The organism is Intestinimonas sp. UBA1698, from assembly GCF_002320075.1.
GTDB classification, from domain to species: Bacteria; Bacillota; Clostridia; order Oscillospirales; family Oscillospiraceae; genus Intestinimonas; species Intestinimonas massiliensis.
This window is the reverse complement of sequence record NZ_DCJO01000017.1, coordinates 25,022-47,901: the sequence shown is the minus strand read 5'-3', so window position 1 is coordinate 47,901 and position 22,880 is coordinate 25,022. Positions and strand designations below refer to the sequence as shown.

The following is a 22,880-nucleotide window of genomic DNA, read 5'->3' as shown; positions in this document are numbered from 1 at the left end:
GACTTCTAATAGTTAATCTTTCTTTTGAAAGGAGGCTTCATTTCTTATGGCGGCGGGCGGCGCTGCCCTTCGGGGGAAGAGGGCTCCGGAGCAGCGCAGCCGGAGGGCCTGCGGCGGTCAGTCAAAGACCATGGTGGCAAAGTAATCCTCCGGGGTCTCGGCCCGGCGGATGAGCCGGACGCCGCCGTCCGCCTGGAGGAGCAGCTCAGCGGAGCGCAGCTTGCCGTTGTAGTTGTAGCCCATGGAGAAGCCGTGGGCGCCAGTGTCGTGGAGGACCAGCAGGTCTCCCCGGTCGATCCGGGGCAGCAGCCGGTCAATGGCAAATTTGTCGTTGTTCTCGCACAGGGAGCCCACCACGTCGTACTTGTGGTCGCAGGGGGCGTCCTCCTTGCCCATGACGGTGATGTGGTGATAGGCGCCGTACATGGCGGGGCGCATCAGGTTGGCGGCGCAGGCGTCCACGCCGATATACTCCTTATAGGTGTGCTTTTCGCGGATGGCGGTGGTGACCAGACAGCCGTTGGGGCCCAGCAGATAGCGGCCCAGCTCGGTGAAAATGGCCACGTCTCCCATCCCGGCGGGGACCAGGATGGACTCGTACTGGTCCCGCACCCCCGCGCCGATGGCCATGATGTCGTTTTCCGGCTGGTCGGGGCGGTAGGGAATGCCTACGCCGCCGGACAGGTTGATGAAAGCCACGTCGGCTCCGGTCTCCCGCTCCAGGTCCACGGCGAGCTGAAAGAGAATGCCCGCCAGGGCGGGGTAGTAGTCGTTGGACAGGGTGTTGGAGGCCAAAAAGGCGTGGATGCCGAAGCGCTTGGCCCCCATGGCCTTCAGCTTCCGGAAGCCTTCGAAGAGCTGCTCCCGGGTGAAGCCGTACTTGGAGTCGCCGGGGGTGTCCATAACCTGGAAGCCCTCCTTGGAGGCGCCCAACTGGAATACGCCGCCGGGGTTGAACCGGCAGGAGATGGTTTCGGGGATATAGCCGATGGCGTCCTGGAGGCCGTCGATGAGAGTGAAGTCGTCCAGGTTGATGGTGGCCCCCAGCTTGGCGGCCAGTTGGAACTCCTCCGCCGGAGTCTCGTTGGAGGAGAACATGATCTCCCCGCCGGTGAACCCGCAGCGGTCGGAGAGCATCAGCTCGGTGAGGGAGGAGCAGTCGACGCCGCAGCCCTCCTCCCGGAGGAGCTTCAAAATGGCGGGGGTGGGGGTGGCCTTGACGGCAAAATACTCCCGGAAGCCGGGGTTCCAGGCAAAGGCCGCCTGCAGCTTCCGGGCGGTTTCCCGGATGCCCTTCTCGTCGTAGAGGTGGAAGGGGGTGGGGTAGCGGGCGGTGATGGCCCGGAGCTGATCCGGAGTGACAAAGGGCTGTTTCAAGGCAGATCCGTCCTTTCCTGCAAAACAGAGTGGATAAAAATGAATAAAAATTACCTATAGTCTACCCAGTCTCGGAAAAAAAGTCAATCAACACAACCGCCAAGCCGGAGGGAACTGGGGACGGCCCCTTTTGTGCGGCCTGGAGGGCCCGGAGCCAAAAGCACAAAAAAGAAAAATTCCCTCTTGCATTGGGCTGTGGGTTCTGGTATCATAAAACGAAATGTGGGGAAGGAGAGGATGCTTGTGTTCGGGCTGCTGACGAACGACCGACTGCTGCGGGAGGCGGATTCCTCCCTTTCTCCTTGTTTTTGTTGACAATCACGTGGTGATTGTCTTTTTTTTGCCCAAATGCGGGCCAGACGCAAGAGAGAAGAGAGAAGGAGAGACGACATGAACACCAATGAACCCATCCGCGACGCCCGGCAGCTCGGCCTGCCCAAGATGCTGATCCTGGGCCTGCAGCACATGTTCGCCATGTTCGGCGCCACCGTGCTGGTCCCCATCCTGGTCCAGAGCTACGGCCTGCCTCTGTCCATCCAGACCACCCTGTTTTTCGCCGGGATCGGCACCTTGTTCTTCCATGTCTGTACCAAGCTGAAGGTCCCCGCTTTCCTGGGGTCCTCCTTTGCCTACCTGGGCGGCTTCCAGGCCATGGCCAAGCTGGACGCCGGGCGGTACGCCGCTATGGAGGCGGGCGAGAAGCTCCAGTATGCCTGCGGCGGTATCGTGGTGGCCGGCCTGCTGTATGTGGTGCTGGCCGCCGTCATCAAGGCTGTGGGCGTCAAAAAGGTCATGCGCTTCCTGCCGCCGGTGGTCACCGGGCCCATGATCATCCTCATCGGCCTGTCCCTGGCCCCCTCTGCCGTCACCAACGCCTCCTCCTGCTGGTGGCTGGCCATTCTGTCCATCGCCGTCATCGTGGTCGCCAACATCTGGGGCAGGGGCATGATCAAGATCATCCCCATCCTGCTGGGCGTGGTGATCCCCTACCTGGTGGCCCTCGCCGCCAACGCCATGGGCGCCACCGCCGTCAACGCCGCCGGCGAGCTGGTCCCCCTCATGGACTTCTCCGCCGTGACCAAGGCCCAGCTCCTGGGCTTCCAGCCCTTTGTCACCGAATTCAGCGGCAGCGTGGCCAAATTTGACCTGACCGCCATCCTGGTCATGGCCCCCATCGCCATCGCCGCCATGATGGAGCATATCGGGGACATGTCCGCCATCTCCGCCACCGTGGGCGAAAATTTCATCGAGAATCCCGGCCTCCACCGCACCCTCATCGGCGACGGCATCGCCACCTCCCTGGCCGGCCTGTTCGGCGGCCCGGCCAACACCACCTACGGCGAGAACACCGGCGTGCTGGTCCTCTCCCGGGTCTACGACCCCAAGGTGGTCCGGCTGGCGGCGCTCTATGCCGTGGTGCTGTCCTTCTCCCCCGCCTTTGCCGCCCTGGTCAACTCCATCCCCACCGCCATCATCGGCGGCGTGTCCTTCATCCTGTACGGCATGATCTCCGCCATCGGCGTGCGCAATGTGGTGGAGAACCGGGTGGACTTTACCAACTCCCGCAACCTGATCATCGCTGCCGTCATCCTGGTATGCGGTCTGGGCTTCTCCGGCGGCATTACCTTTGCGGTGGGCGAGGCCCACATCACTCTGACCGCGCTGGCCATCGCCGCCATTGCGGGCATCGCCCTCAACGCCGTCCTCCCTGGAAAGGACTACGAGTTCGGGACCGATGTTACGGAGGGCCGTTCCGCCGACATGGGCCGGTACTGAGCGGATACAAAAAACGGGGGAGGACCATCGGCCCTCCCCCGTCTCAGCTTGTCGAAAAAGGCCTTTGGCCTTTTTCGACAGAGAGATGCATGACGGACAGGACTCGATTCTTGCAGAAAAGTCGCCCTGTCCGTCATGAGAGGTGTCATTTCCGACGCGCATGTCGCCGAAAATGACGGAGCTTCCTTTCCTTCCGCCGTCTGCGGACGACGGAACTCTGCGAGGCTCTTCTCCAGGAGGTTTTTTCGACAGCCTGAAACGGGGGAGGGCCATCGGCCCTCCCCCGTCTCTTTTTATTGAATGTATACCGTAATGGGCCGGGCGGAGAGCCTCCCGTCCCGGCTCTCCACCCACACATTCCCCAGGCCGGGGCGGCAGGCGTGCAGCGCCCCGGTGGCGTGAATCACGGCGACGCCGTCGTCGAAGTCGGCATGCCAGCACAGCTCTAGCTGCTCCAGAGCCTTGGCGGAGGCGGGACTGCCGTCGACGGTGGTCCCCTCCACCGGGAGATGCACCGTGTCTCCCACTTCCAAATAGAGGCTCTCGGCGGGGATGCGGAGGGTTTGGACCGCCGGAGTCCCCAGAGACCAAGCCGCTGACAGGCCTACGGCCAGAAAGGACCAGGTGATCAGCGCCGCCGTCACGATCTTTTTCAGCCTTTGCAGTTCCATTGCTCTCCGCGCCCCCTCCCGGTCAGCGATTCATATTGTTTTTATTGTAGCACACCCCGCCGGTCCTGTCCACTGTGGCCCAAACTGACCTTATCAAATTTTCTGAATCTGGCATTTGAACTATAGTCAGTTTCTGCTATAATGAGGTCCGATGAAGAAACCCAACCGGGTTTCTTTCCACGGAACATGCAGAGAGAAACGCAACCAAACGATCAAGGGAGTGTGCATTATGAAACAGCGTTTTACCACCCGGAAGCTGGCCTTCCTGGGGATGATGACCGCGTTGGTCTTTGCCAGCAACTATGCCCGCATCATCATGCCCATCGCCATCGGAGGCCGGACCTCCTTCACCCTGGCCAACATCGTCTGCTGCCTGTCGGGCCTGCTGCTGGGCCCCATCGGCGGCTTGGCCTCCGGCCTGGGCTCCGCCCTCTATGACCTGACCAACCCCCTCTACGCCGCCGAGTGCTGGATCACCTTTCTCACCAAGGGTCTAATGGGTACGGTGGCGGGCCTGGTGGTGGCCCGGTATGTCAACGACGAGAAGCTGGCCTACCCCAGATGCCTGCTGGGGGCCGTGCTGGGTTGCGTGGCCTACTACATCCTCTACTTCTTCAAGAGCGTGGCCTACGACGGCGTCCTGGTGGAGGGGCTCCAGCCCATGGTGGCCCTGGCCGCCCTGCCTCTGAAGTTCCCCGCCTCCATCTTCAACGCCGCGGTGGCCATCATCGCCGCCCCGCCCCTGTGCATCGCCCTGCGGGCGGCGCTGCGCCGCAGCGGACTGAGCCTGAAAACCGCCTGAGACGGAGGAACAGAGCCGGACAGCTTGCTGTCCGGCTCTGTTTTTCTTATTTTATGACAGTCCGTATTCCTTGGCCAGCCGTTCAAAGACGGGTAGGGCCCTTTGGACCGTTTCGGTGGAGGTGCAGAAGGCGATGCGGCACCAGCCGGGGCAGGCGAAGTCGTCGGTGGGGGGGAAGAGCAGGTCGTACTCCCGGGCCCGCTGGCAGAAGGCGGCGGCGTCGGGCTCGGGAGACTGGAGCAGCAGGTAGAAGGTGCCGCCGGGCTCCACGCAGGTGTAGCCCATGCCGGTCAGGCCGTGGTAGAGCAGGTCCCGGTTGGTCTGGTAGACGGTGAGGTCAGCGGTGAGCCCGTCGCAGGCGGCGGCCACCCGCTGGAACAGGCTGGGGGCGTTGACGTAGCCCAGCACCCGGCCGGCCCCGCAGACGGCGGCATAGAGCGCGTCGTGCTCCGCGGCGGCGGGGGGGACCAGGATATAGCCGATGCGCTCACCGGGCAGGGATAGGGACTTGGAATAGGAATAGCACACCAGAGTGTCGTCGTAGAAATCGGGCAGCCAGGGGGTGGAGAAGCCGGCAAAGACGATCTCACGGTAGGGCTCGTCGGAGATGAGGTAGATGGGGTGGCCGTAAGCGGCGGCCTTGCGCCGGAGGATGGCGGCGATGGCCCGGAGGGTGTCGGCGGAGTAGACCACGCCGGAGGGGTTGTTGGGGGAGTTGACCACCACGCCCTTGGTACGGGGGCCGACGGCGGACTCGAAGGCGGTCAGGTCGGGCTGGAAGGTGGCGTAGTCCGGGGGGACCACCACCGGCTTGCCGCCGTTGCCGGAGACGAAGTAGGTATATTCGGTGAAGAAGGGGGCGAAGAGGACGAACTCGTCGCCGGGGCAGGCCAGGGCCCGGAAGCAGCAGCACAGAGCCGCCGCCGCCCCCACCGTCAGGTACAGGTCGCCGGGCCCGTAGCTCCCGCCGAAGCGGCGGGACAGGGAGTCCGCCAGGGCCTGCCGGACGGACCAATCGCCCTGGGCGGTGGTATAGCCGTGGATGGAGGCCCCCTCGGGCGAGTCCAGGATGGCCCGGATGGTGTCGTTCACCTGGGCCGGAGGGGCCACGGAGGGATTGCCCAGAGAGAAATCCAGCACGTTCTCCGCCCCGACCTCCCGGGCGCGGAGCAGTCCATATTCCCGGATTTCCCGCATGATGTTTCGTTTGGTGCCCATCTGCACCAGGTCCTGCGGCAGATTGCTCATTGCTGTGACCTCCGTGTCCTGAAAAGATTGACCACATTGTAGCACGGCAAAGCAAAAAAGAAAAGAGGTAATCCGAACTTAGCACTCTTACGTATAGAGTGCTAAGTTTACAATCTGGACATAATTTATTGTATATTTGTTCACAGAATCACACTATACTAAGCTCAGAAATAAAGAGAAGGGAATGGCCCGGAGGCGGGTTTGATTCCCGGAAAGAGGATGGTCGCCATGAAAAACGTCAGGTTTTAGCACAAGAATCATTTGATTGCTAACATCGTCTTTTGTATTGTGAAAGGAGTTTTCCATTATGTTTGGTATGGTTCCGTTTGAGCGTCACGAGGACAATTTCTTTGATGTGTTCGACAACTTTGAGCGTAAGTTCTTCGGCAACAGCAGCGCCAATCTTCCCGCCTTCCGCACCGACATCAAGGATGCGGACGACAAGTTCGTTTTAGAAGCCGAGCTGCCCGGCTTTGACAAGGAGGACATCTCCCTGGATGTGAAGGACGGCATCCTGACCATCTCCGCCCAGCACAAGGAGGAGAAGGAGGACAAGGACGAGAAAGGCCAGTATATCCGCCGGGAGCGCCGGTACGGCTCTTTCCGCCGCAGCTTCGACGTCACGGGCATCGACGAAAACGGCATCACCGCCGCCTACAGCAACGGCATCCTGACCCTGAACCTGCCCAAGACCGTCCCCGCCGTGCCGGAGACCCGCAGGATCGCCATTGAGTAACCCCCCAGCGTTGACAGTCCGTTCCCCAGAGCGTGGGGCGCCGGCCCGCGGCCGGCGCCCCATTTTTTATCCCAAATTTTTCGCCCCACGAAAGGAGCGTACAGACCTATGAATCTGAATCAATTTACACAGAAATCCCTGGAGGCCGTCCAGTCCGCCCAGACCATCGCGCAGGAGTACGGCAACCAGCAGATCGAGCAGGCCCATCTGCTCTACGCCCTGCTGAAGCAGGAAAACGGCCTGATCCCCCAGCTTCTGGGTAATCTGGGCCTGACGGTGCCCAGCTTTGAGGCCGCCGTCCGGGCTGAGGTGGAGAAGCTCCCCCGGGTGAGCGTGGGCGGCCGGGAGGCGGGAAAAATCTACATTGCCCCGGATGTGGACAAGGCCCTCAGCACCGCTGAGTCCATCGCCGGGTCCATGAAGGACGAGTACGTGTCGGTAGAGCACCTGTTCCTGGCCCTGCTGGATACCGCCAACTCCTCCCTGAAGGACCTGTACCGCACCTACAACATCACCCGGGAGGGGGTGCTGAAGGCCCTCACCGCCGTCCGGGGCAACCAGAGGGTGACCTCCGACAACCCGGAGGAGACCTACGACGCCCTGAAGAAGTATGGCTCCGACCTGGTGGAGCGGGCCCGGCAGAACAAGCTGGACCCGGTCATCGGCCGGGACGACGAGATCCGAAACGTCATCCGCATCCTGAGCCGGAAGTCCAAGAACAACCCCGTGCTCATCGGCGAGCCCGGCGTGGGCAAGACCGCCATCGCCGAGGGCCTGGCCCAGCGGATCGTCAAGGGGGACGTGCCCGCAAGCCTGAAGGACAAGACCATCTTCGCCCTGGATATGGGCTCCCTCGTCGCCGGGGCCAAATACCGCGGCGAATTCGAGGAGCGGCTGAAGGCCGTGCTGAGTGAGGTCAGGAAGTCCGAGGGGCGGATTCTTCTCTTCATCGACGAGCTGCACACCATCGTGGGCGCCGGCAAGACCGAGGGCGCCATGGACGCGGGCAATCTCCTCAAGCCCATGCTGGCCCGGGGCGAGCTCCACTGCATCGGCGCCACCACCCTCAACGAGTACCGCCAGTATATCGAAAAGGACGCCGCTCTGGAGCGGCGGTTCCAGCCCGTCATGGTCAGCGAGCCCACGGTGGAGGACACCGTGGCCATCCTCCGGGGCTTAAAGGAGCGCTACGAGGTGTTCCACGGTGTGAAGATCACCGACGGGGCCATCATCGCCGCCGCCACCCTGTCCAACCGCTATATCACCGACCGCTTCCTGCCCGACAAGGCCATCGACCTGGTGGACGAGGCCTGCGCCATGATCCGCACCGAGATCGACTCCATGCCCACCGAGCTGGACGTCATCCAGCGGAAGATCATCCAGCTCCAGATCGAGGAGGCCGCCCTTAAGAAGGAGGACGACGCCCTGTCCCGGGAGCACCTGGCCGAGCTCCAGAAGGAGCTGGCCGAGCTGCGGGACGAGTTCAACGCCAAAAAGGCCCAGTGGGAGAACGAGAAAAACGCCATCGGCAAGGTCCAGAAGCTCCGGGAGGAGCTGGAGCAGGCCAACGCCGATCTGGAGAAGGCCCAGCGGGAGTACGACCTGAACAAGGCCGCCGAGCTGCAGTACGGCCGCATCCCGGAGCTGAAAAAGGAACTGGAGGCCGAGGAGCAGATCGCCCAGGCGGGCAAGGAGCGCTCCCTGCTGCGGGACAAGGTCACCGAGGAGGAGATCGCCCGCATCATCGAGCGGTGGACCGGCATCCCGGTGAGCCGACTTATGGAGGGCGAGCGGGAGAAGCTGCTCCACCTGGAGGATATCCTCCACCAGCGGGTGGTGGGTCAGGACGAGGCCGTGCGCCTGGTGGCCGAGTCCATCCTGCGCTCCCGGGCCGGCATCGCGGACCCTGACCGGCCCATCGGCTCCTTCCTGTTCCTGGGCCCCACCGGCGTGGGCAAGACCGAGCTGGCTAAGACCCTGGCCGAGGCCCTGTTCGACAGTGAGAAGAATCTGGTGCGCATCGACATGTCCGAGTACATGGAGAAATTCTCCGTGTCCCGTCTGATCGGCGCCCCTCCCGGATACGTGGGCTATGAGGAGGGCGGCCAGCTCACCGAGGCCGTGCGCCGCCATCCCTACTGCGTGGTCCTCTTCGACGAGGTGGAGAAGGCCCACCCCGACGTGTTCAACATCCTGCTCCAGGTCCTGGACGACGGCCGCATTACCGACAGCCAGGGCCGGACGGTGGACTTTAAAAACACCATCATCATCCTGACCTCCAACCTGGGCTCCCAGTTCCTGCTGGACGGCATCGGGCCCGACGGCGCGATCACCGAGGAGGCCCGGAACCAGGTCGGCGAGCTGCTCAAGCGGTCCTTCCGGCCAGAGTTCCTGAACCGGCTGGACGAGATCGTGTTCTACAAGCCCCTGACCAAGGACAACGTCACCCACATCATCGACCTGATGGCGGCCGAGCTGAACCGGCGTCTGAGCGACAAGCAGCTCACCGTGAACCTGACCGACCGGGCCAAGGAGCACATCATCGACAGCGCCTACGATCCCATCTACGGCGCCCGGCCCCTGCGCCGGTATCTCCAGCACACGGTGGAGACCCTCATCAGCCGGAAGATCATCGCCGGCGAGGTGGAGCAGGGCGACACCCTGGCCGTGGACTGCCGGGACGGCGCGCTCACGGTCAGCGCCGTCCGGGTAGAGTGAGTACGGCGGACGGACCTGAAAAACGAAGAAAACCCCGGAGCGGACCGCCGTCCGCTCCGGGGTTTTTGCGCCGGAAGGAAAATTTCCGGAACATCTCGCCCGCGGTCCGCGGGCGATGTGCAGCTTACCATGGCGGGTTCCCTGGTGCCAGCGATTGCGGGCGGAAGGCCGCACCGCGCTTTGGGCCATTCAGTCCAGTACCTGTACCGCGGCGCCCAGCACGCCGGAGCCGATGTAGACGCTGAGGGTGCCGTCGATCTCGCCCTCCCACACGTGGTCGTAGTGGGGCAGGGCGGCCTTCAGCTTCTCCTTGAGCTGGGCCATCTCCTCGGGGGCCCCGCCGTTGGCCACGGCCAGGTTGTACTTTTTGTGGCTGCCGCAGGATTTGACCACCAGGTCGATGAGCTTATCCTGAACCTGTCTGCGCCCTCGGACCTTGGCGATGGACTGGAGCTGCCCGTCGGGGGCGAAGGTGATGAGGGGCTTGATCTGGAGCATGGTGCCCGCCATGGCGGTGACCTTGCCGATGCGACCGCCCTTGAGCAGGTACTCCAGGGTGTCCACCGAGAAGAAGGGGAAGGTGCTCTGGATGAGATAGGGTACCCGCTTGTGGGTCAGCTCCCGCCAGGAGGCGCCGGAGCGCAGGTCCTCGGCAAGCTGGAGCAGGGTCATGCCCATACCCAGGGCCCCGCTCACCGAGTCGTAGACCTTAATTTCCAGATCGCGGCGCTCCTCGGCCAGCAGCCGGGTCATATTATAGGTGCCGGACAGGCCGCTGGAGAGCATGACGGCGATGACCCCGTCGTACCCCTCCGCGGCGATGCGGTCGAAGGCGCCGGTGATGTCCTCCCCGGCGGGGAGAGAGGTCTTGGGCAGCTCGCCGGAGCGGAGCCTGGCGTAGATGTCGGCGGGGTGGATGTCCACTCCGTCCCGGTATTCCCCATCGGCGCAGCGGATGTGCAGGGGCACCACATGGATGTGGTTTTCCTCCGCCAGTCGGGGGGAGAGATCGGCGCAGGAATCGGTCAGCAGCGCGATTTTGCGGGGAGCCATATGAGCATCACTTCTCCATCTCTTGACAGGGGAAAGCCCTTGTCTTATAATAGTCACATAACATCGTTATGTAATTATAGGGCATGGAGGGGCGAATGTCAACCGCCCGGAAAGGAAAAAACATGAGCTATGCACAACGGCGCCAGGCCCAGGCCCGCCAGACCGAGCGGAACATTCTCCAGGCGGCTCTGACCCTCATGCGGGAACGGGGCTTTGACAAGGTGTCCATCCGGGACATCTGCAAGCAGGCGGGTATCACCACCGGGGCCTTTTACCACCACTTCCCCTCCAAGGAATCCCTGCTCAACAAGGGCTTTGCCCCCCTGGATGACTATATGGAGGCGGCCCTCCGCGGCCATGAGGCGGACGAGCCGGCGGAGCGCCTGGGGCACATCCTGTCGGCCTATGCCCGGTTCATGGAGGAGGAGGGCGGCGAGCTGACGGGGCGCTACTATGTGCGCCGGATCACCGACCCCACTACGCAGTCCATGGATTCTTCCCGGTACACGCTGCGAGCCATGGTAGAGTGCTTCCGCCAGGCCCAGCGGGAGGGCATCCTGGCCTCGGGACGCAGCCCGGAGTGGGTGGCCGACTTCTGCTACCGGCACTTCCGGGGCGTAGTGATCGACTGGGTATTGCACAACTATTCTTATCCATTGTTGCCTAAAATGGAGGAGGACTATCAGCTTTTTACCGGGTTTTTTCAGAAAACGGCGGCAAAAGAACGGACCTGACCGACGTCAGGTCCGTTCTTTTGCCAAGGAGAGCAGGGACTCCCGCTGGTTGTCCCCCGGGTGGGCCCGCACGTGCTCCAGCAGGGCCCAGCGGGCCCGGCCGATGTCCCCGCCCCGCAGGCCCAGGTCGTACAGGTCCCGGCCGGTGACGGCCAGGGCGGCCAGCTCCCGGTCCTCCGGATGGAGTACCGCCCGGCGCAGAGCCCGCTCCACCGGCAGCCGGGTAATGTCCAGCCCCGTGGCGGCACAGAAGGCGCCCCAACGGTGGGCGGGCGTGGCGGGCAGGGCCGCCAGAGCCGACAGCTCCACCTGCCGGGCGGGGGCCCCGAAGCGCGCCAGCATCCCCAGCTCCACCGGCAGGGCGGCCAGACTAGGGTGGGGAGAGAGGAGGGTCTTCTCCAGCTCGGCGCGGATGCGTTCGCCGGAGACCCGCTCCAGCAGGGGGGCACAGGAGGCCAGGGCGGCGGCAGTCCGCGCCTCCAGGGAAAAACCGAGCTGGGCGGCGAAGCGCACCGCCCGCAGCATCCGCAGGGCGTCCTCGGTAAAGCGGCGCTCCGGCTCTCCCACACAGCGGATGAGGCGGCGGGCCAGGTCAGCCCGGCCGCCGAAGGGGTCGAGCACCGATCCGTCCGGGGCCAGGGCCATGGCGTTGATGGTGAAATCCCGGCGGGCCAGGTCCTCCCGGAGCCCCACGCCAAAGGTGACGCGGTCCGGGTGCCGCCCGTCGGAGTAGCCGCTTTCCCCGCGGAAGGTGGTGACCTCCAGGGCCATGCCGCCCAGCAGCACCGTGACGGTGCCGTGCTTCAGGCCGGTGGGCACGGTGCGTTCAAACAGGGCCGTCACGGCCTCGGGCCGGGCGGAGGTGGCGATGTCCCAGTCGCCGGGGGCGCGGCCCAGCAACAGGTCCCGGACGCACCCCCCCACCGGGCAGGCCTCATACCCCGCCCGGCGCAGCGTGCCGCAGCACGCCGCCACCGGGGCCGGCCAGTTGGGCAGGTCCATCCCGTTTTCCCCCTCTCGCTGGTATCTTTTACTTGCCTAACGTCTATAATGGAGATATAATATTTTGATTTCCCCCGCATTATAATCTCAAACAAAGGGTGTGTAAACCCCATGACGGTTTTGAACATTGACGATTACATCAAGCCCGGCCGCCGGGCCCACCTGGTGGGCGTCGGCGGCGTATCCATGTCCCCGCTGGCGGAAGTCCTCCACGGTGCGGGCATGGTCATCACCGGCTCCGATATGCACGACAGCGCCACAGTGGAGCATCTGCGCTCCCTGGGTATCCACGTCACCGTAGGCCACCGGGCGGAGAACGTGGCGGGGGCCGAGCTGGTCATCCGCACCGCCGCCGTCCACGACGTCAACCCCGAGATCGCCGCTGCCCGGGAGGCGGGCATCCCCGTCTTTGAGCGGGCCCAGGCCTGGGGCTCCATCATGAAGCACTATCGCAACGCCCTGTGCATCTCGGGCACCCACGGAAAGACTACCACCACCTCCATGTGCACCCACATCATCATGGCCGCCGGACTGGACCCCACGGTGATGATCGGAGGCACTCTGCCCCTGCTGGGGGCGGGACACCGGGTGGGTCGGGGGGAGACCATCATCCTGGAGTCCTGCGAGTACTGCAACTCCTTTTTGTCCTTCTTCCCCACGGTGGCGGTCATCCTGAACATCGAGGCGGACCACCTGGACTTTTTCAAGGATCTGGAGGATGTGGAGCACTCCTTCCGGCGCTTTGCCGACCGGGTGCCCGAGGGCGGGCGCATCATCGCCAACCGGGACGACGCCAACACCATGCGCACCCTGGAGGGGGAGAGCCGCCCCGTCACCACCTTTGGCCTGGAGGCGGGGGACGTCCACGCGGCAGGTCTGATCTGGGAAAGGGGCCTGCCCGCCTTCGACGTGGTGTACCGGGGGGAGACCTTTGCCCATGTATCCCTGCGGGTGCCGGGGGTTCACAATGTGAAAAACGCCCTGGCCGCCGCCGCCGCGTCCATCGCCCTGGGGGTCCCCGCCCGGGCGGTGGAGGAGGGGCTGAACGCCTTTCGGGGGGCGGGCCGCCGCCTGGAGCACAAGGGCAGCTTCCATGGGGCGGAGGTCTTTGACGACTACGCCCACCACCCCGGCGAGCTGAAGGCCCTGCTGGATACCGCCCGCACCCTGGGGTACGAGCGGGTGATCTGCGCCTTCCAGCCCCACACCTATACCCGCACCGCCGCCCTGTTCGACGACTTTGCGGAGGTGCTGAAAAAGCCGGACGTGACCCTCCTGGCGGAGATCTTTGCCGCCCGGGAGACCAACGACATCGGCATCTCCTCCCGGGACCTGGCGGAGCAGATCCCCGGCGCGGAATATTATGCCACGCTGCCCGAGGTGACCGCCCGGCTGCGGGAGCTGGCCCGGCCCGGAGACCTGATCCTCACCGTGGGGGCCGGAGACATCTACACCGCGGGAGAGGCTCTGGTCCGGGGCGAATGAAGGGAAAAATGCGGGGCCCTCAAGGTGTTGAGGGCCCCGCGTTTTTGGGTTACCGGAGGCCCAGGTACTGCCCCGCCCGGCTGGCGGCGGCGGCCCCGTCGGCGGCGGCGGTGACCAACTGCCGCAGGTCCTTGGTGCGGGTATCCCCGGCGGCGAACACGCCGGGCACGTTGGTGGCGCAGTCCTCGCCGGAACGGATATAGCCGCCCTGGTCCAGCTCCACCGGAGGGGAGAAGGGGGCGTTGTCGGGAATGAGGCCCACGGCCGCGAATACCCCCGCCACCGGCAGGGTGGTCTCACCCTCCGGCCCGGCCAGGCGCAGAGCCTCCACCTGGTGCTCGCCCCGAATCTCCAGCACCCGGTGCTCCATCAGAAACTTGATATTGTCCTTGCCCGCCAAAGCGTCGATGAGGTGCCGTTCCGCCCGGAACTGGTTCCGGCGGTGGATGAGCCATACCGTGGGACAGAGAGCGGAGAGATAGACGGCGTCCTCCAGCGCGGTGTTGCCGCCGCCGATCACGGCTACATCCCGGCCCCGGAAAAAGCCGCCGTCGCAGGTGGCGCAGTAGGAAACGCCGCTGCCCGCCAGCCGCTCCTCGCCGGGAACGTCCAGCTTCCGGCGGCGGACGCCGTTGGCCAGGATGACCGCCCGGCCCTGAAAGGCTTGCTCCCCGGCCAGCACTGTCTTGACCGCGCCCTCGTCCCGCAGGCCGGTGACGGCGGCGAAGGCGACCTCCGCCCCCAGGTCCTGGACCTGCTGGTACAGGTTCATGGCGAAGTCGGCTCCGCCGATGGCGGGTGTGCCCGGCCAGTTTTCCACGTTGGGAGTAGTGGCGGCCTGGCCGCCGGGGACGCCTCCCTCCAGGATGAGGACGGTGTGGCCCGCCCTCCGGGCATAGAGCGCGGCCGTTAGGCCGGCCGGCCCCGCGCCCACAATGATGATGTCGTACATAAAAATACCTCCGATGTGATACAGGATTCCCTTGTGTGGGTCTACTATATCACACCGGAGGCGTTTCATACAGCTTAATTTTGTATCCCCCGGGATTGGAGGCGTGCGTTGTTTTACCTGGATTGGCAGATCATCCGCGGAGACGCCATTGGCGCCTGCCGCCGGATGGATGGCAAACTGCCCCTGCCTTCCGATCAAATTATGCGGCAGTGGCCGCACGAATCAACCGCTTGGAGGTTTATTCCGTAGACATTATTTAGAGGCTGGGGAGAAAGCATATAGGAACGACAAAACGGAAAGACCCCGAAAACCTTGCAAACACAAGGCTTCCAGGGTCCTGCTGATGGTGCGGCTGACGGGACTTGAACCCGTACGTCGTGAAACACACGCCCCTCAAACGTGCCTGTCTACCAGTTCCAGCACAGCCGCATAAACAGCCTTTTAGAAAAAGACTGCCTGATTATTATAGCGGCCTCTTCTCTTTTTGTCAACCTGATTTTTTCTGGATGCACTGCCGCTCCCCATTTTCTTTTTTTGCAAAAAAGTCGAAGAAGGTATTGACATCCGGATAAGCACATGGTATTATAATTTTCGCGCTGAACAGGGCGCAGCGGTGTGCGCGAGTGGTGGAATTGGCAGACTCGCTAGATTCAGGTTCTAGTGTGCATTACGCACGTGCGGGTTCAAGTCCCGCCTCGCGCACCAAAACGAGAGGTCTTATAGCCTTTGAAAGGGGCTGTAAGACCTCTCGTTTTTTGCATTGTGATTTTTGGAGGGAACGGCAGACGGCCCTGCCTTTGGCGGCGGTTCAGGGTTGGCTGCTGGTAAAAGGAGAGGGGGCAGGCTGGAACATCAGCCTGCCCCCCTCCACAATGCCCTGCGGCGCAGTCCTTTCGCTACTCTGCCCCGGGCTGGGGGAGAGACTCCCGGTACTCGGGGAAGGTCACCACGGCCTTGAACAGGTCCCCGTCGATATCCAGGCGGAAGGCGCCGCCCTGGAGCTCGGTGAGACTGCGGGCAATGGACAGCCCCAGGCCGGAGCCCTCGGTGGTCCGGGAGACGTCGCCCCGGACGAACCGCTCCATGAGCTGGTCCGGCGGGATGTTGAGAGGATTCCTGGAGATATTCTTCACCGACAGAGCGACGCTGCCGTCCCAGGCTTTCACATCCAGATAGACCCGAGTGCCCGGCATGGCGTACTTGCAGCAGTTGCCCAGCAGGTTGTCGATGACCCGCCACAGATGCCGCCCATCGGCCTCCACGCAGAGCTCGTGGTCGGGACTGGTGAGGATGGGGGTGAGGCCGGCGGCCCGGAACTTCTCTTCGTACTCCCCCAGCGCCTGGTCCAGGAGTTGGGTAAAGCCCAGCCTTTCCCGGACCACCGACAGGGTCCCCGCGGACGCCTTGGAGGCCTCCACCAGGTCTTCGGTGAGCTTCTTGAGCCGCTGGCTCTTGCGCTCTAGCACCTCGATATACTCCTGGGCCTTGGGGTTGGGGATGTCCTCCTTTTTCAGCAGGTCCACGTAGTTGATGATAGAGGTAAGGGGAGTTTTAAGATCGTGGGAGACGTTGGTGATGAGCTCGGTCTTGAACCGCTCCGACTTCATGCGTTCGTCCACGGCGGTGTTGATGGCGCTGCCCAGGTCATTGAGCTGCCCGGCGTGCTCTTTCAGGTCGGGGAACATTTTGTCCGTGCTGATGCGGCAGTCGGGGTCCCCCCCCACGATGCGTCCAGTGCCCTCCCGGATGGCACGCCACTGGCGGACCCAGCGGCACAGGCACCACAGCACGAAGCCCTGCCACACCGGCACCAGCACTACGGTGGGAATGGTGACCACGGTGATGAGCACATAGAGCAGAAAGGTGAGCACAGGACGCCTGGTGACGTGCCAGTTGGCGGCCACGGGCTGGAAAAACCGGCCCAGCCAGGCGCAGAGACGCCCGATCAGGGTGTTGTGCAGCAGGGTCCGGGCCTTGATGCGCACGGCCAGGGTGTGGAGCAGGGCCAGGACCAGCGCGTCGATGAGGACGGTGAAGAAGCCCAGCCCCACATAGGCGGCGGGGCGGTCGGAGCCCTGATTGAAGCTCCAGGCCACCGAGTCCCCCGCCCCCAGCAGCAGGATTAGGATGAGGAAGCTGGCTCCCAGATAGAGGTCGAAGGGGACCCGGTCCTGCCAGTCGAGGTACAGTCCCTCCTGCTCCCGGCGCCAGCCGGCCCCCCGGCAGAAACGGAAGAGCAGCCACGCCGAAAGCAGCGTGGTGACGGCGGCCGCGGCGGCGATGGCGGGCAGGTAGGTTTGGGATTCCTGATAGTCCCGGGCGTCCTCCACGAAGGCGTCCTCCACGGTGAAGGGCCAGCGGACCCCCTCCTGCAGGGTGACGGAGGCGGTCTGGACCCGGCTGTCCCGGTCGGAGTGGTACTCCAGCCAGTCCTCCCCGTCGGAGAGCCAGCCGTACCGATTGTACCAGCCCGGCGTCTCCGCCGGGTCGCAGCGGACGAAGGCGTCCTCCGTCCCGCCGGTGCAGGCCATCAGGATGTTGCGGCCCGTGTCGGACTCATAGATGACGTAGTCGCTGCCGCGCAGATCCTCGCCCTGGGTGAGGGTATTCTCGCTGAGCTGGACGGCGGCGGCGGAATCCATGCTCTCTCCGTCGGGCAGGTTGGAGTAGAGCAGCGTGCCGCTCTGGTCGTGGATCTCAAAGCGGTAGTTGGTGGCGGCGGGGGAGAGGTTTTTCTTCAACTGCTCCAGCCGCTGCTGGTCGGCGTAGTTGAGCGCGCCGTCCCACCGCTGCTTCAGGCACAGCCGTTCCAGCTCCTCTGCCTGGTGGGAGTAGCGCTGCAGGGGGCCGTAGACGCTGTAGCTGCTGATATAGTCCCCCCCGGACCAGAGGTCGTCCCACCGGGACATGGTGAACAGACCGGTCCAGAAGGCGGCGGCGGTGACCGCCAGACAGAGAAGGGCCCGCAGGGTGCGGCGCAGGGGACCGGCGCGCTTTTTGTTCATCGGATCACTCCCTTGTGCGAGGAATCATTGCTTTTCCATCTTGTACCCCAGACCCCACACCACCTTGACGTACCGGGGGTTGGCGGGGTCGATCTCGATCTTTTCCCGCAGGTGGCGGATGTGGACGGCCACGGTGTTTTCCGAGCCCAGAGAGGGATCGTTCCACACCAGCTCATAGATCTGGCCGGTGGAGAAGACCCGGCCGGGGTTTTTCATCAGCAGGAGGAGGATGTTGTATTCGATGGGGGTGAGGTTGACCGGCTCGCCGTCCACGCTCACCGACTTGGCCCCGTCGTCCAGCACGATGCCGCCGTTGCGGAAGAGCAGCGCGTCGTCCTCCTTCGGGCGGCCACCCAGGGTGGTGTACCGCCGGAGCTGAGACTTGACCCGGGCCAGGACCTCGATGGGGTTGAAGGGCTTGGTGACATAGTCGTCCGCCCCGATGTTGAGACCCAGCACCTTGTCGGAGTCCTCGCTCTTGGCGGTGAGCAGGATGATGGGGATATTTGTGCTCTCCCGCAGCTTGGCGGTGGCCCGGATGCCGTCCAGGCGCGGCATCATCACGTCCATGAGGATCAGGTGGATGTCGTGCTCCTCCACCAGCTTCAGGGCCTCCAGACCGTCGTAGGCGTGGTAGGTCTTGTAGCCCTCGCTGGTGAGGTAGATGTCCAGGGCGGAGACGATATCCCGGTCGTCGTCGCAGATGAGAATGTGATACAACGCGCTCACTCCTTATGTGGTATCATAACAACAGAGTTTTAAGCCCCAAGAGGGGAATTGATTAAGAACTGCTTAAGGCGTACAGGAACATTTTACCCCATGACCCACCTAAAAAGCAAATGGATGGGCCTTCCATTCCAGGCTGGGCCGGGAGAGACTGCGGCTCATGGGCGGGGTTCTCCGAAAATTTACCGGGAAGATACCGGCAGACCGTTGTTTTTCCCGGGGAAATAGGGTTAAATATAGGAAAAGGAAGCCATAATCAGAAGAAAGGGGGCGGCAGTGTGCTGCGGCTCTATCTCTCCCGCACGGCGGACGGAAAAATAGACGCCTGGGCGCTGCTGGAGCGCGCCCTGGCGGACCGAGGCCTGGAGCAGATGCCGGCTGTGGAGCGGGCGCCCGGGGGAAAGCCCTATTTCCCGGACCGGCCGGAGCTCTGCTTCAGCCTGAGTCACAGCGGGCCCTGGGCCCTGTGCGCGCTGGGGGACGGCCCGGTGGGGGCGGACGTGGAGGCGGTGCGGCCCCGGCGGGAGGCCCTGCTGCGGGCGCTGTCGGCGCAGGAGCTGGCCTGGTTCCGGGGGCGGGGAAGCCGCTGGGAGGATTTCTACACCCTGTGGACCCTGAAGGAGGCCCTGGCCAAGCAGGACGGCCGGGGCCTGGACCGGCGGCCGGAGCATCTGCGGGTGCCGCTGCTGGAGCCGGGGATGTCCGCCGGGCTGGACGGCCTGGGGTTCCAGAGTTTCGGCGGCCCTGGCTGGCGGGCGGCGGTGTGCGGGCCGGAGCCGGTGGATGGCTTTCAGAGGGTCTGAAGCGGGCTGCACAGAAATCTTAATGCAATGTTAAGGATTGCCCCCCGATTTTCTAAAGAAAAGGCCGATATACTGGATAACATAGAAAGGGGGAACAGCCATGAACATTCTGATCCTGACGGGAAAATTCGGCATGGGACATTGGTCTGCCTCCCAGTCCCTGCGGCAGCGTCTGCTGCGCGCCTTCCCCGACGCGCGGGTGGAGGTGGAGGACTTTTTTGCCTATGCCATGCCCGACGCATCCGACGCGCTGTATAAGGGGTTTTCCCTGCTGGTGACCCTGGGCAGCGGCCTTTACAACACCTATTATAAATGTACGGAGAACATCACCATTAAGACCAAGCCGCCCTTTGAGAGCTACTTTCAAGACAAACTGCTGGAGCTGCTGGCCCAGCGGCGGCCCGACGCGGTGGTGTGCACCCACCCCACCTGCGCCCAACTGATGGCCGACTACAAGCGGGAGACCGGCGCGGCGGTGCCCCTGGTCACCTGCGTCACCGACCTGACCTCCCACTCGGAGTGGCTCAACGAGGGCACCGACTGCTACCTGGTGGGGGCCCCCGACATCCGGGACGCCCTGGTGGAAAAGGGCGTGGAGCCGGAGAGGATTCTGGTCACCGGCATCCCGGTGAAGCCGGAGTTCCAGGCCCCGCCCCGGCGAGGCGGCGAGCGGGAGCGGCGGCTGCTCATTATGGGCGGCGGCCTGGGCCTGCTGCCCCGAAAGGACAGCTTTTACGAGGCGCTGGACGCCCTGCCTGGCGTCCGGACGACCCTCATCACCGGGGGCAACCAGAAGCTATACGACCGGCTCCACGGCAGATACGGGCACATCGAGGTGCTGGGCTTTACCGACAAGGTGTACGAGTACATGGCCCGGGCCGACCTGCTGCTGTCCAAGCCCGGCGGCATCACCCTGTTTGAGACCATCACCTCCGAGTTGCCCATCCTGGCCTGGGAGCCTTTTTTGCAGCAGGAGATTAACAACGCCCGGTTCATCACCCGGTATCAGATCGGCCGGACGGCATCCAAGGAGCCGGAGGCCTGCATCGAGGCCATCAAGCGGCTGCTGTACGACGACCGGGCGCTGGAACGCATGAGCCGCAATATGCGCGCGCTGAAGGGCCGGCTGGAGGGAGACGCTCTGGCCCGCCGGCTCTCCGCGCTGATTCAGTCCGAGGGGGTATGCGCGTGAATGACCGGAAAAGCCGGCTGAGCCTGCTGCTGATGCTGGCCCTCATCGGGGGCACCGCCTGGTTCCTCCTCAGCCGCCAGCCCCTGTCCAGCCTCGGGGCGGCGCTGCGGCAGGTCAGGCTCTGGTGTGTGCCCGGCGGCCTGGGGCTGATGACGGCCTTCGTGGGCTGCGAGGCCATGTGCTCCCGCCTGATCCTGGGCCGGCTGGGCCATAAGGTCACCTACCGCCAATGCCTGGGCTACTCCTTCGCCGGTTTCTATGTCAGCTCCATCACCCCTTCCTCCACCGGGGGACAGCCCGCCCAGATCTACTATATGTCCAAGGACGGGGTGCCCGCCGCCCACGGCTCGCTCAACATGATGCTCATCGCCGTGTGCTACCAGGTGGTGACCCTGCTCTACGCGGCGGCGGCCTTCTTCGGCCTGTCCCGGACCCACCAGGGCCTGGGGACAGGGGTGGGGCTGCTCCTGCTGTACGGCGGCGCGGTGCTGGCGGTCCTCACCGCCGGGATGCTTTGCATGATGCTCCTCCCCAACGCCGCCGCGCGGCTGACGGGGGGCGTGCTGGGTCTGCTGGTGCGGCTGCGGCTGGTCCGCCGGGAGGCCGAGCTGCGGGAGAAGCTGGAGCGGCAGATGGCGGAATACCGCCGGGGGGCGGAGTGCCTGAAGCGCAATCTGCCCCTGCTGCCCGCCCTGCTGGCGCTGACCGCCCTCCAGCTCACTGCCCTGTATGCCGTGCCCTATCTGGTGTACCGGGGCTTTGGCCTCCGGGAGGCATCCTTCCTCCAGATCGTGGGCACCCAGGCCCTGGTGAATCTGGCGGTGGGCTCCCTGCCTCTGCCGGGGGCGGTGGGGGCCTCCGAGGGGGTGGCCCTGACGGCCTTTACCCACTTCTTCGGTCCCGCCCTGGTGGCGCCGGCGGTCCTGGTCTCCCGGGGCATCAGCTTTTACGCCTTCCTCCTCATCAGCGGCGGTGTCACCCTGACCGTCCATCTGCGCGCCCGCCGGAGGGGACTGGAACCCTCTCCCAGTCCCCTCCGGACCCAGCGGGAGCGGCCCCGGGGGTCTCTGCCCAGACCGGCGGTGCCCCCCATGATCTGAATAAAAACGCGGGAGAAAGTTTGGCCTTGCCAAACTTTCTCCCGCGCTTTCTGCTCTTATATTACCACAAAACCGGACAAAAGTCCAGTCTTGTACTTGCGCCGCCCAGGGTGTAAGAAGAATAGGAGGTGATGAAGCATGGAGGACTGTTTTTCTCTGGCGGCCCTGCCCCTCCGGCGGACGGACGGGGCGGCGGGCCTGCGGGCGTGCAGCCGGGTGACGGAACGGGCGGGTCTGACCCTGTCAGAGGGAGAGATCACCCGCCTGTTGGAGCGGCGCGCCGCCGCCCTGCGGGACACCGGCCGGGTGGAATTTGGGGAGGGAATCCTCCCCAAGCTGATCTACGCCTTTTACGACTCCCCCTGGCTGGCCCCCGACAATTATGCCGACACTCTGGCGGAGCTCCAGGACCTCTTCTACTATTATAAGAATGAGTCCCTGGGGCGGCTCACCGATGACGCACTCCTGGCGGCCATGCGTAAGGCCTTCGACGGCCCGGCGCAGGGGAGTCTGGAGTATCTGGGCGGCACCGCTCTGGACCGGCTGTGCCGGGAGCTGCGGGGCGGGGAGGGGGATGCCGATGACGACGGCTGAGCTGACCTGCGCCGGATGGTCGGCGGCGGAGCTGCTGACGCTTCAGGAGCGGCTGGCCGGACTGCTGGCGGACCAGTGCCGCCGCTATGCCGCGGGGGACAGCTCCCTGCCCCGGGAGACCGCCGCCGAGCTGCTGTGCTCCCTGCGGTATGTGCTGGGTCTGGAGGGGCGGGAGCGGCCCGCCGACCCCCGGCCTCTGCTCCGGGAACCCCTGGAGGAGGCCTTCCGCCGGGAGCAGGCCGCGCTGGAGAAGCGGACGGCACAGGCTAGGCGGCTGTGGCAGGCGGCCTGTATTGCCCGGCCCCGGATCGAGAACCGCTCCTTGACCGATACGCTGGCAGGCATCGGAGCCTTCTGGCGCCGGTATGACCGCCGCTTTTTCGCCCATGAGGTGCCCGGCGACATTGACTATCAACTCTGCCTCCCAGCGCCGGAGAGGCTGCTGGGGGTGGACTACCTGATTTCCTGGCTGTCCCGCCTGCTGGCGGAGAGCCGGTTTCTGAACTGCTTTGACCGGCGTGCGGTGGTCCGGGTGCTGGAGGGCTCCTGCCCGGACTACCGGGGCCTGCATATCAACCTGTTCGAGCCGGTGGCCGTCAACGCTCTGGGGCGCACCCTGCTGGGGCTGGACCCGCTGGACCTGGCTCTGCCGTCGGAGGGGCGGGCACGGCTGGCCGGACGGCTGCGGGCCCTGCCCGCAGAGGCGGGGGAAAGGGAGCTCCGCGCTGCCGGGCGCACCCTCAGCGGCGGACTGGCTCTGGACCGGGGGACGGCATGGTACGTGGAGGCCGCCGCCGCCCGGCTGTGGCCCCGGGTCCGCGCCGCCCTGCCGCACAACGATTTGGAGGGAATCTTTTTGTCCCTGTAGGACCGGAAAACGCCGCGGAAGCCTTTGCTTCCGCGGCG

Annotated in this window: 19 protein-coding genes and 2 tRNA genes; 12 read left to right on the top strand and 9 right to left on the bottom strand. The window is 64.6% G+C overall.

Translation table 11 applies throughout. From position 1 onward, the window contains the following. Positions 1 to 117: 117 nt before the first annotated feature. On the bottom strand, positions 118 to 1,377 hold the full coding sequence (locus B3H64_RS03935) for a diaminopimelate decarboxylase (protein ID WP_286733145.1): 1,260 nt from the start codon (positions 1,375 to 1,377) through the stop codon (positions 118 to 120). 390 nt (positions 1,378 to 1,767) lie between these two features. Between B3H64_RS03935 and B3H64_RS03930 the strand changes: the two genes are divergently transcribed. Continuing rightward, positions 1,768 to 3,153, top strand: coding sequence for a uracil-xanthine permease family protein (locus B3H64_RS03930; protein WP_050619184.1), 1,386 nt, complete (start codon positions 1,768 to 1,770; stop codon positions 3,151 to 3,153). Positions 3,154 to 3,446: 293 nt separating this feature from the next. Here the strand turns inward: B3H64_RS03930 and B3H64_RS03925 are convergent, their stop codons facing one another. Continuing rightward, positions 3,447 to 3,824: a hypothetical protein gene (locus B3H64_RS03925; protein WP_238072863.1), complete on the bottom strand. Its 378-nt coding sequence runs from the start codon at positions 3,822 to 3,824 to the stop codon at positions 3,447 to 3,449. A gap of 229 nt (positions 3,825 to 4,053) precedes the next feature. On the opposite strand from B3H64_RS03925, the gene B3H64_RS03920 reads away from it, so the two are divergent. Then, positions 4,054 to 4,626, top strand: coding sequence for an ECF transporter S component (locus B3H64_RS03920; RefSeq protein ID WP_238072864.1), 573 nt, complete (start codon positions 4,054 to 4,056; stop codon positions 4,624 to 4,626). A gap of 51 nt (positions 4,627 to 4,677) precedes the next feature. On the opposite strand, the gene B3H64_RS03915 is transcribed toward B3H64_RS03920, so the two are convergent. After that, positions 4,678 to 5,874: a pyridoxal phosphate-dependent aminotransferase gene (locus B3H64_RS03915; protein ID WP_238072865.1), complete on the bottom strand. Its 1,197-nt coding sequence runs from the start codon at positions 5,872 to 5,874 to the stop codon at positions 4,678 to 4,680. 307 nt (positions 5,875 to 6,181) lie between these two features. On the opposite strand from B3H64_RS03915, the gene B3H64_RS03910 reads away from it, so the two are divergent. Both B3H64_RS03910 and clpB read left to right on the top strand, forming a co-directional pair. After that, entirely contained in the window at positions 6,182 to 6,610 is a 429-nt protein-coding gene (locus B3H64_RS03910) for an Hsp20/alpha crystallin family protein (RefSeq protein ID WP_050619180.1), read from the top strand. Between the two features lie 108 nt (positions 6,611 to 6,718). Continuing rightward, on the top strand, positions 6,719 to 9,328 hold the full coding sequence (gene clpB, locus B3H64_RS03905) for an ATP-dependent chaperone ClpB (protein ID WP_286733135.1): 2,610 nt from the start codon (positions 6,719 to 6,721) through the stop codon (positions 9,326 to 9,328). A gap of 189 nt (positions 9,329 to 9,517) precedes the next feature. On the opposite strand, the gene B3H64_RS03900 is transcribed toward clpB, so the two are convergent. Continuing rightward, positions 9,518 to 10,381 (bottom strand): DegV family protein, encoded by an 864-nt coding sequence (locus B3H64_RS03900; protein ID WP_256303094.1) that lies wholly within the window; start codon positions 10,379 to 10,381, stop codon positions 9,518 to 9,520. Between the two features lie 122 nt (positions 10,382 to 10,503). On the opposite strand from B3H64_RS03900, the gene B3H64_RS03895 reads away from it, so the two are divergent. Beyond that, positions 10,504 to 11,115, top strand: a complete 612-nt coding sequence (locus B3H64_RS03895; protein ID WP_238072867.1) for a TetR/AcrR family transcriptional regulator — start codon at positions 10,504 to 10,506, stop codon at positions 11,113 to 11,115. A 6-nt stretch (positions 11,116 to 11,121) separates the two neighbouring features. Here the strand turns inward: B3H64_RS03895 and B3H64_RS03890 are convergent, their stop codons facing one another. Further along, positions 11,122 to 12,117, bottom strand: a complete 996-nt coding sequence (locus B3H64_RS03890; RefSeq protein ID WP_286733130.1) for a tRNA nucleotidyltransferase — start codon at positions 12,115 to 12,117, stop codon at positions 11,122 to 11,124. 111 nt (positions 12,118 to 12,228) lie between these two features. Between B3H64_RS03890 and murC the strand changes: the two genes are divergently transcribed. Continuing rightward, the gene (gene murC, locus B3H64_RS03885; protein WP_050619176.1) at positions 12,229 to 13,602 is read left to right on the top strand and encodes a UDP-N-acetylmuramate--L-alanine ligase; all 1,374 of its coding nucleotides are present in this window, start codon (positions 12,229 to 12,231) and stop codon (positions 13,600 to 13,602) included. Positions 13,603 to 13,651: 49 nt separating this feature from the next. On the opposite strand, the gene B3H64_RS03880 is transcribed toward murC, so the two are convergent. Beyond that, positions 13,652 to 14,554, bottom strand: coding sequence for an NAD(P)/FAD-dependent oxidoreductase (locus B3H64_RS03880; protein ID WP_286733125.1), 903 nt, complete (start codon positions 14,552 to 14,554; stop codon positions 13,652 to 13,654). Between the two features lie 344 nt (positions 14,555 to 14,898). Beyond that, positions 14,899 to 14,983: transfer RNA gene (locus B3H64_RS03875), tRNA-Leu, on the bottom strand. Between the two features lie 188 nt (positions 14,984 to 15,171). Here B3H64_RS03875 and B3H64_RS03870 point away from each other — a divergent pair. Next, positions 15,172 to 15,259, top strand: a tRNA-Leu gene (locus B3H64_RS03870). Between the two features lie 191 nt (positions 15,260 to 15,450). Here the strand turns inward: B3H64_RS03870 and B3H64_RS03865 are convergent. Next, complete coding sequence (locus B3H64_RS03865; protein WP_050619174.1) at positions 15,451 to 17,559, bottom strand: sensor histidine kinase; 2,109 nt, start codon at positions 17,557 to 17,559, stop codon at positions 15,451 to 15,453. Between the two features lie 24 nt (positions 17,560 to 17,583). Beyond that, positions 17,584 to 18,279, bottom strand: a complete 696-nt coding sequence (locus B3H64_RS03860; protein ID WP_050619173.1) for a response regulator transcription factor — start codon at positions 18,277 to 18,279, stop codon at positions 17,584 to 17,586. 284 nt (positions 18,280 to 18,563) lie between these two features. Between B3H64_RS03860 and B3H64_RS03855 the strand changes: the two genes are divergently transcribed. The 5 genes from B3H64_RS03855 to B3H64_RS03835 all read left to right on the top strand — a co-directional run bounded on the left by B3H64_RS03855 (position 18,564) and on the right by B3H64_RS03835 (position 22,842). Then, positions 18,564 to 19,088, top strand: coding sequence for a 4'-phosphopantetheinyl transferase family protein (locus B3H64_RS03855; RefSeq protein WP_050619172.1), 525 nt, complete (start codon positions 18,564 to 18,566; stop codon positions 19,086 to 19,088). A gap of 100 nt (positions 19,089 to 19,188) precedes the next feature. Continuing rightward, complete coding sequence (locus B3H64_RS03850; RefSeq protein WP_050619171.1) at positions 19,189 to 20,280, top strand: MGDG synthase family glycosyltransferase; 1,092 nt, start codon at positions 19,189 to 19,191, stop codon at positions 20,278 to 20,280. Then, the gene (locus B3H64_RS03845; protein ID WP_286733120.1) at positions 20,277 to 21,380 is read left to right on the top strand and encodes a lysylphosphatidylglycerol synthase transmembrane domain-containing protein; all 1,104 of its coding nucleotides are present in this window, start codon (positions 20,277 to 20,279) and stop codon (positions 21,378 to 21,380) included. Before B3H64_RS03850 ends, B3H64_RS03845 begins: the two co-directional genes overlap by 4 nt. A 138-nt stretch (positions 21,381 to 21,518) precedes the next feature. Next, entirely contained in the window at positions 21,519 to 21,974 is a 456-nt protein-coding gene (locus B3H64_RS03840) for a DUF6323 family protein (RefSeq protein WP_286733118.1), read from the top strand. Next, positions 21,961 to 22,842, top strand: coding sequence for a DUF6179 domain-containing protein (locus B3H64_RS03835; RefSeq protein ID WP_050619168.1), 882 nt, complete (start codon positions 21,961 to 21,963; stop codon positions 22,840 to 22,842). Before B3H64_RS03840 ends, B3H64_RS03835 begins: the two co-directional genes overlap by 14 nt. Positions 22,843 to 22,880: the final 38 nt, after the last annotated feature.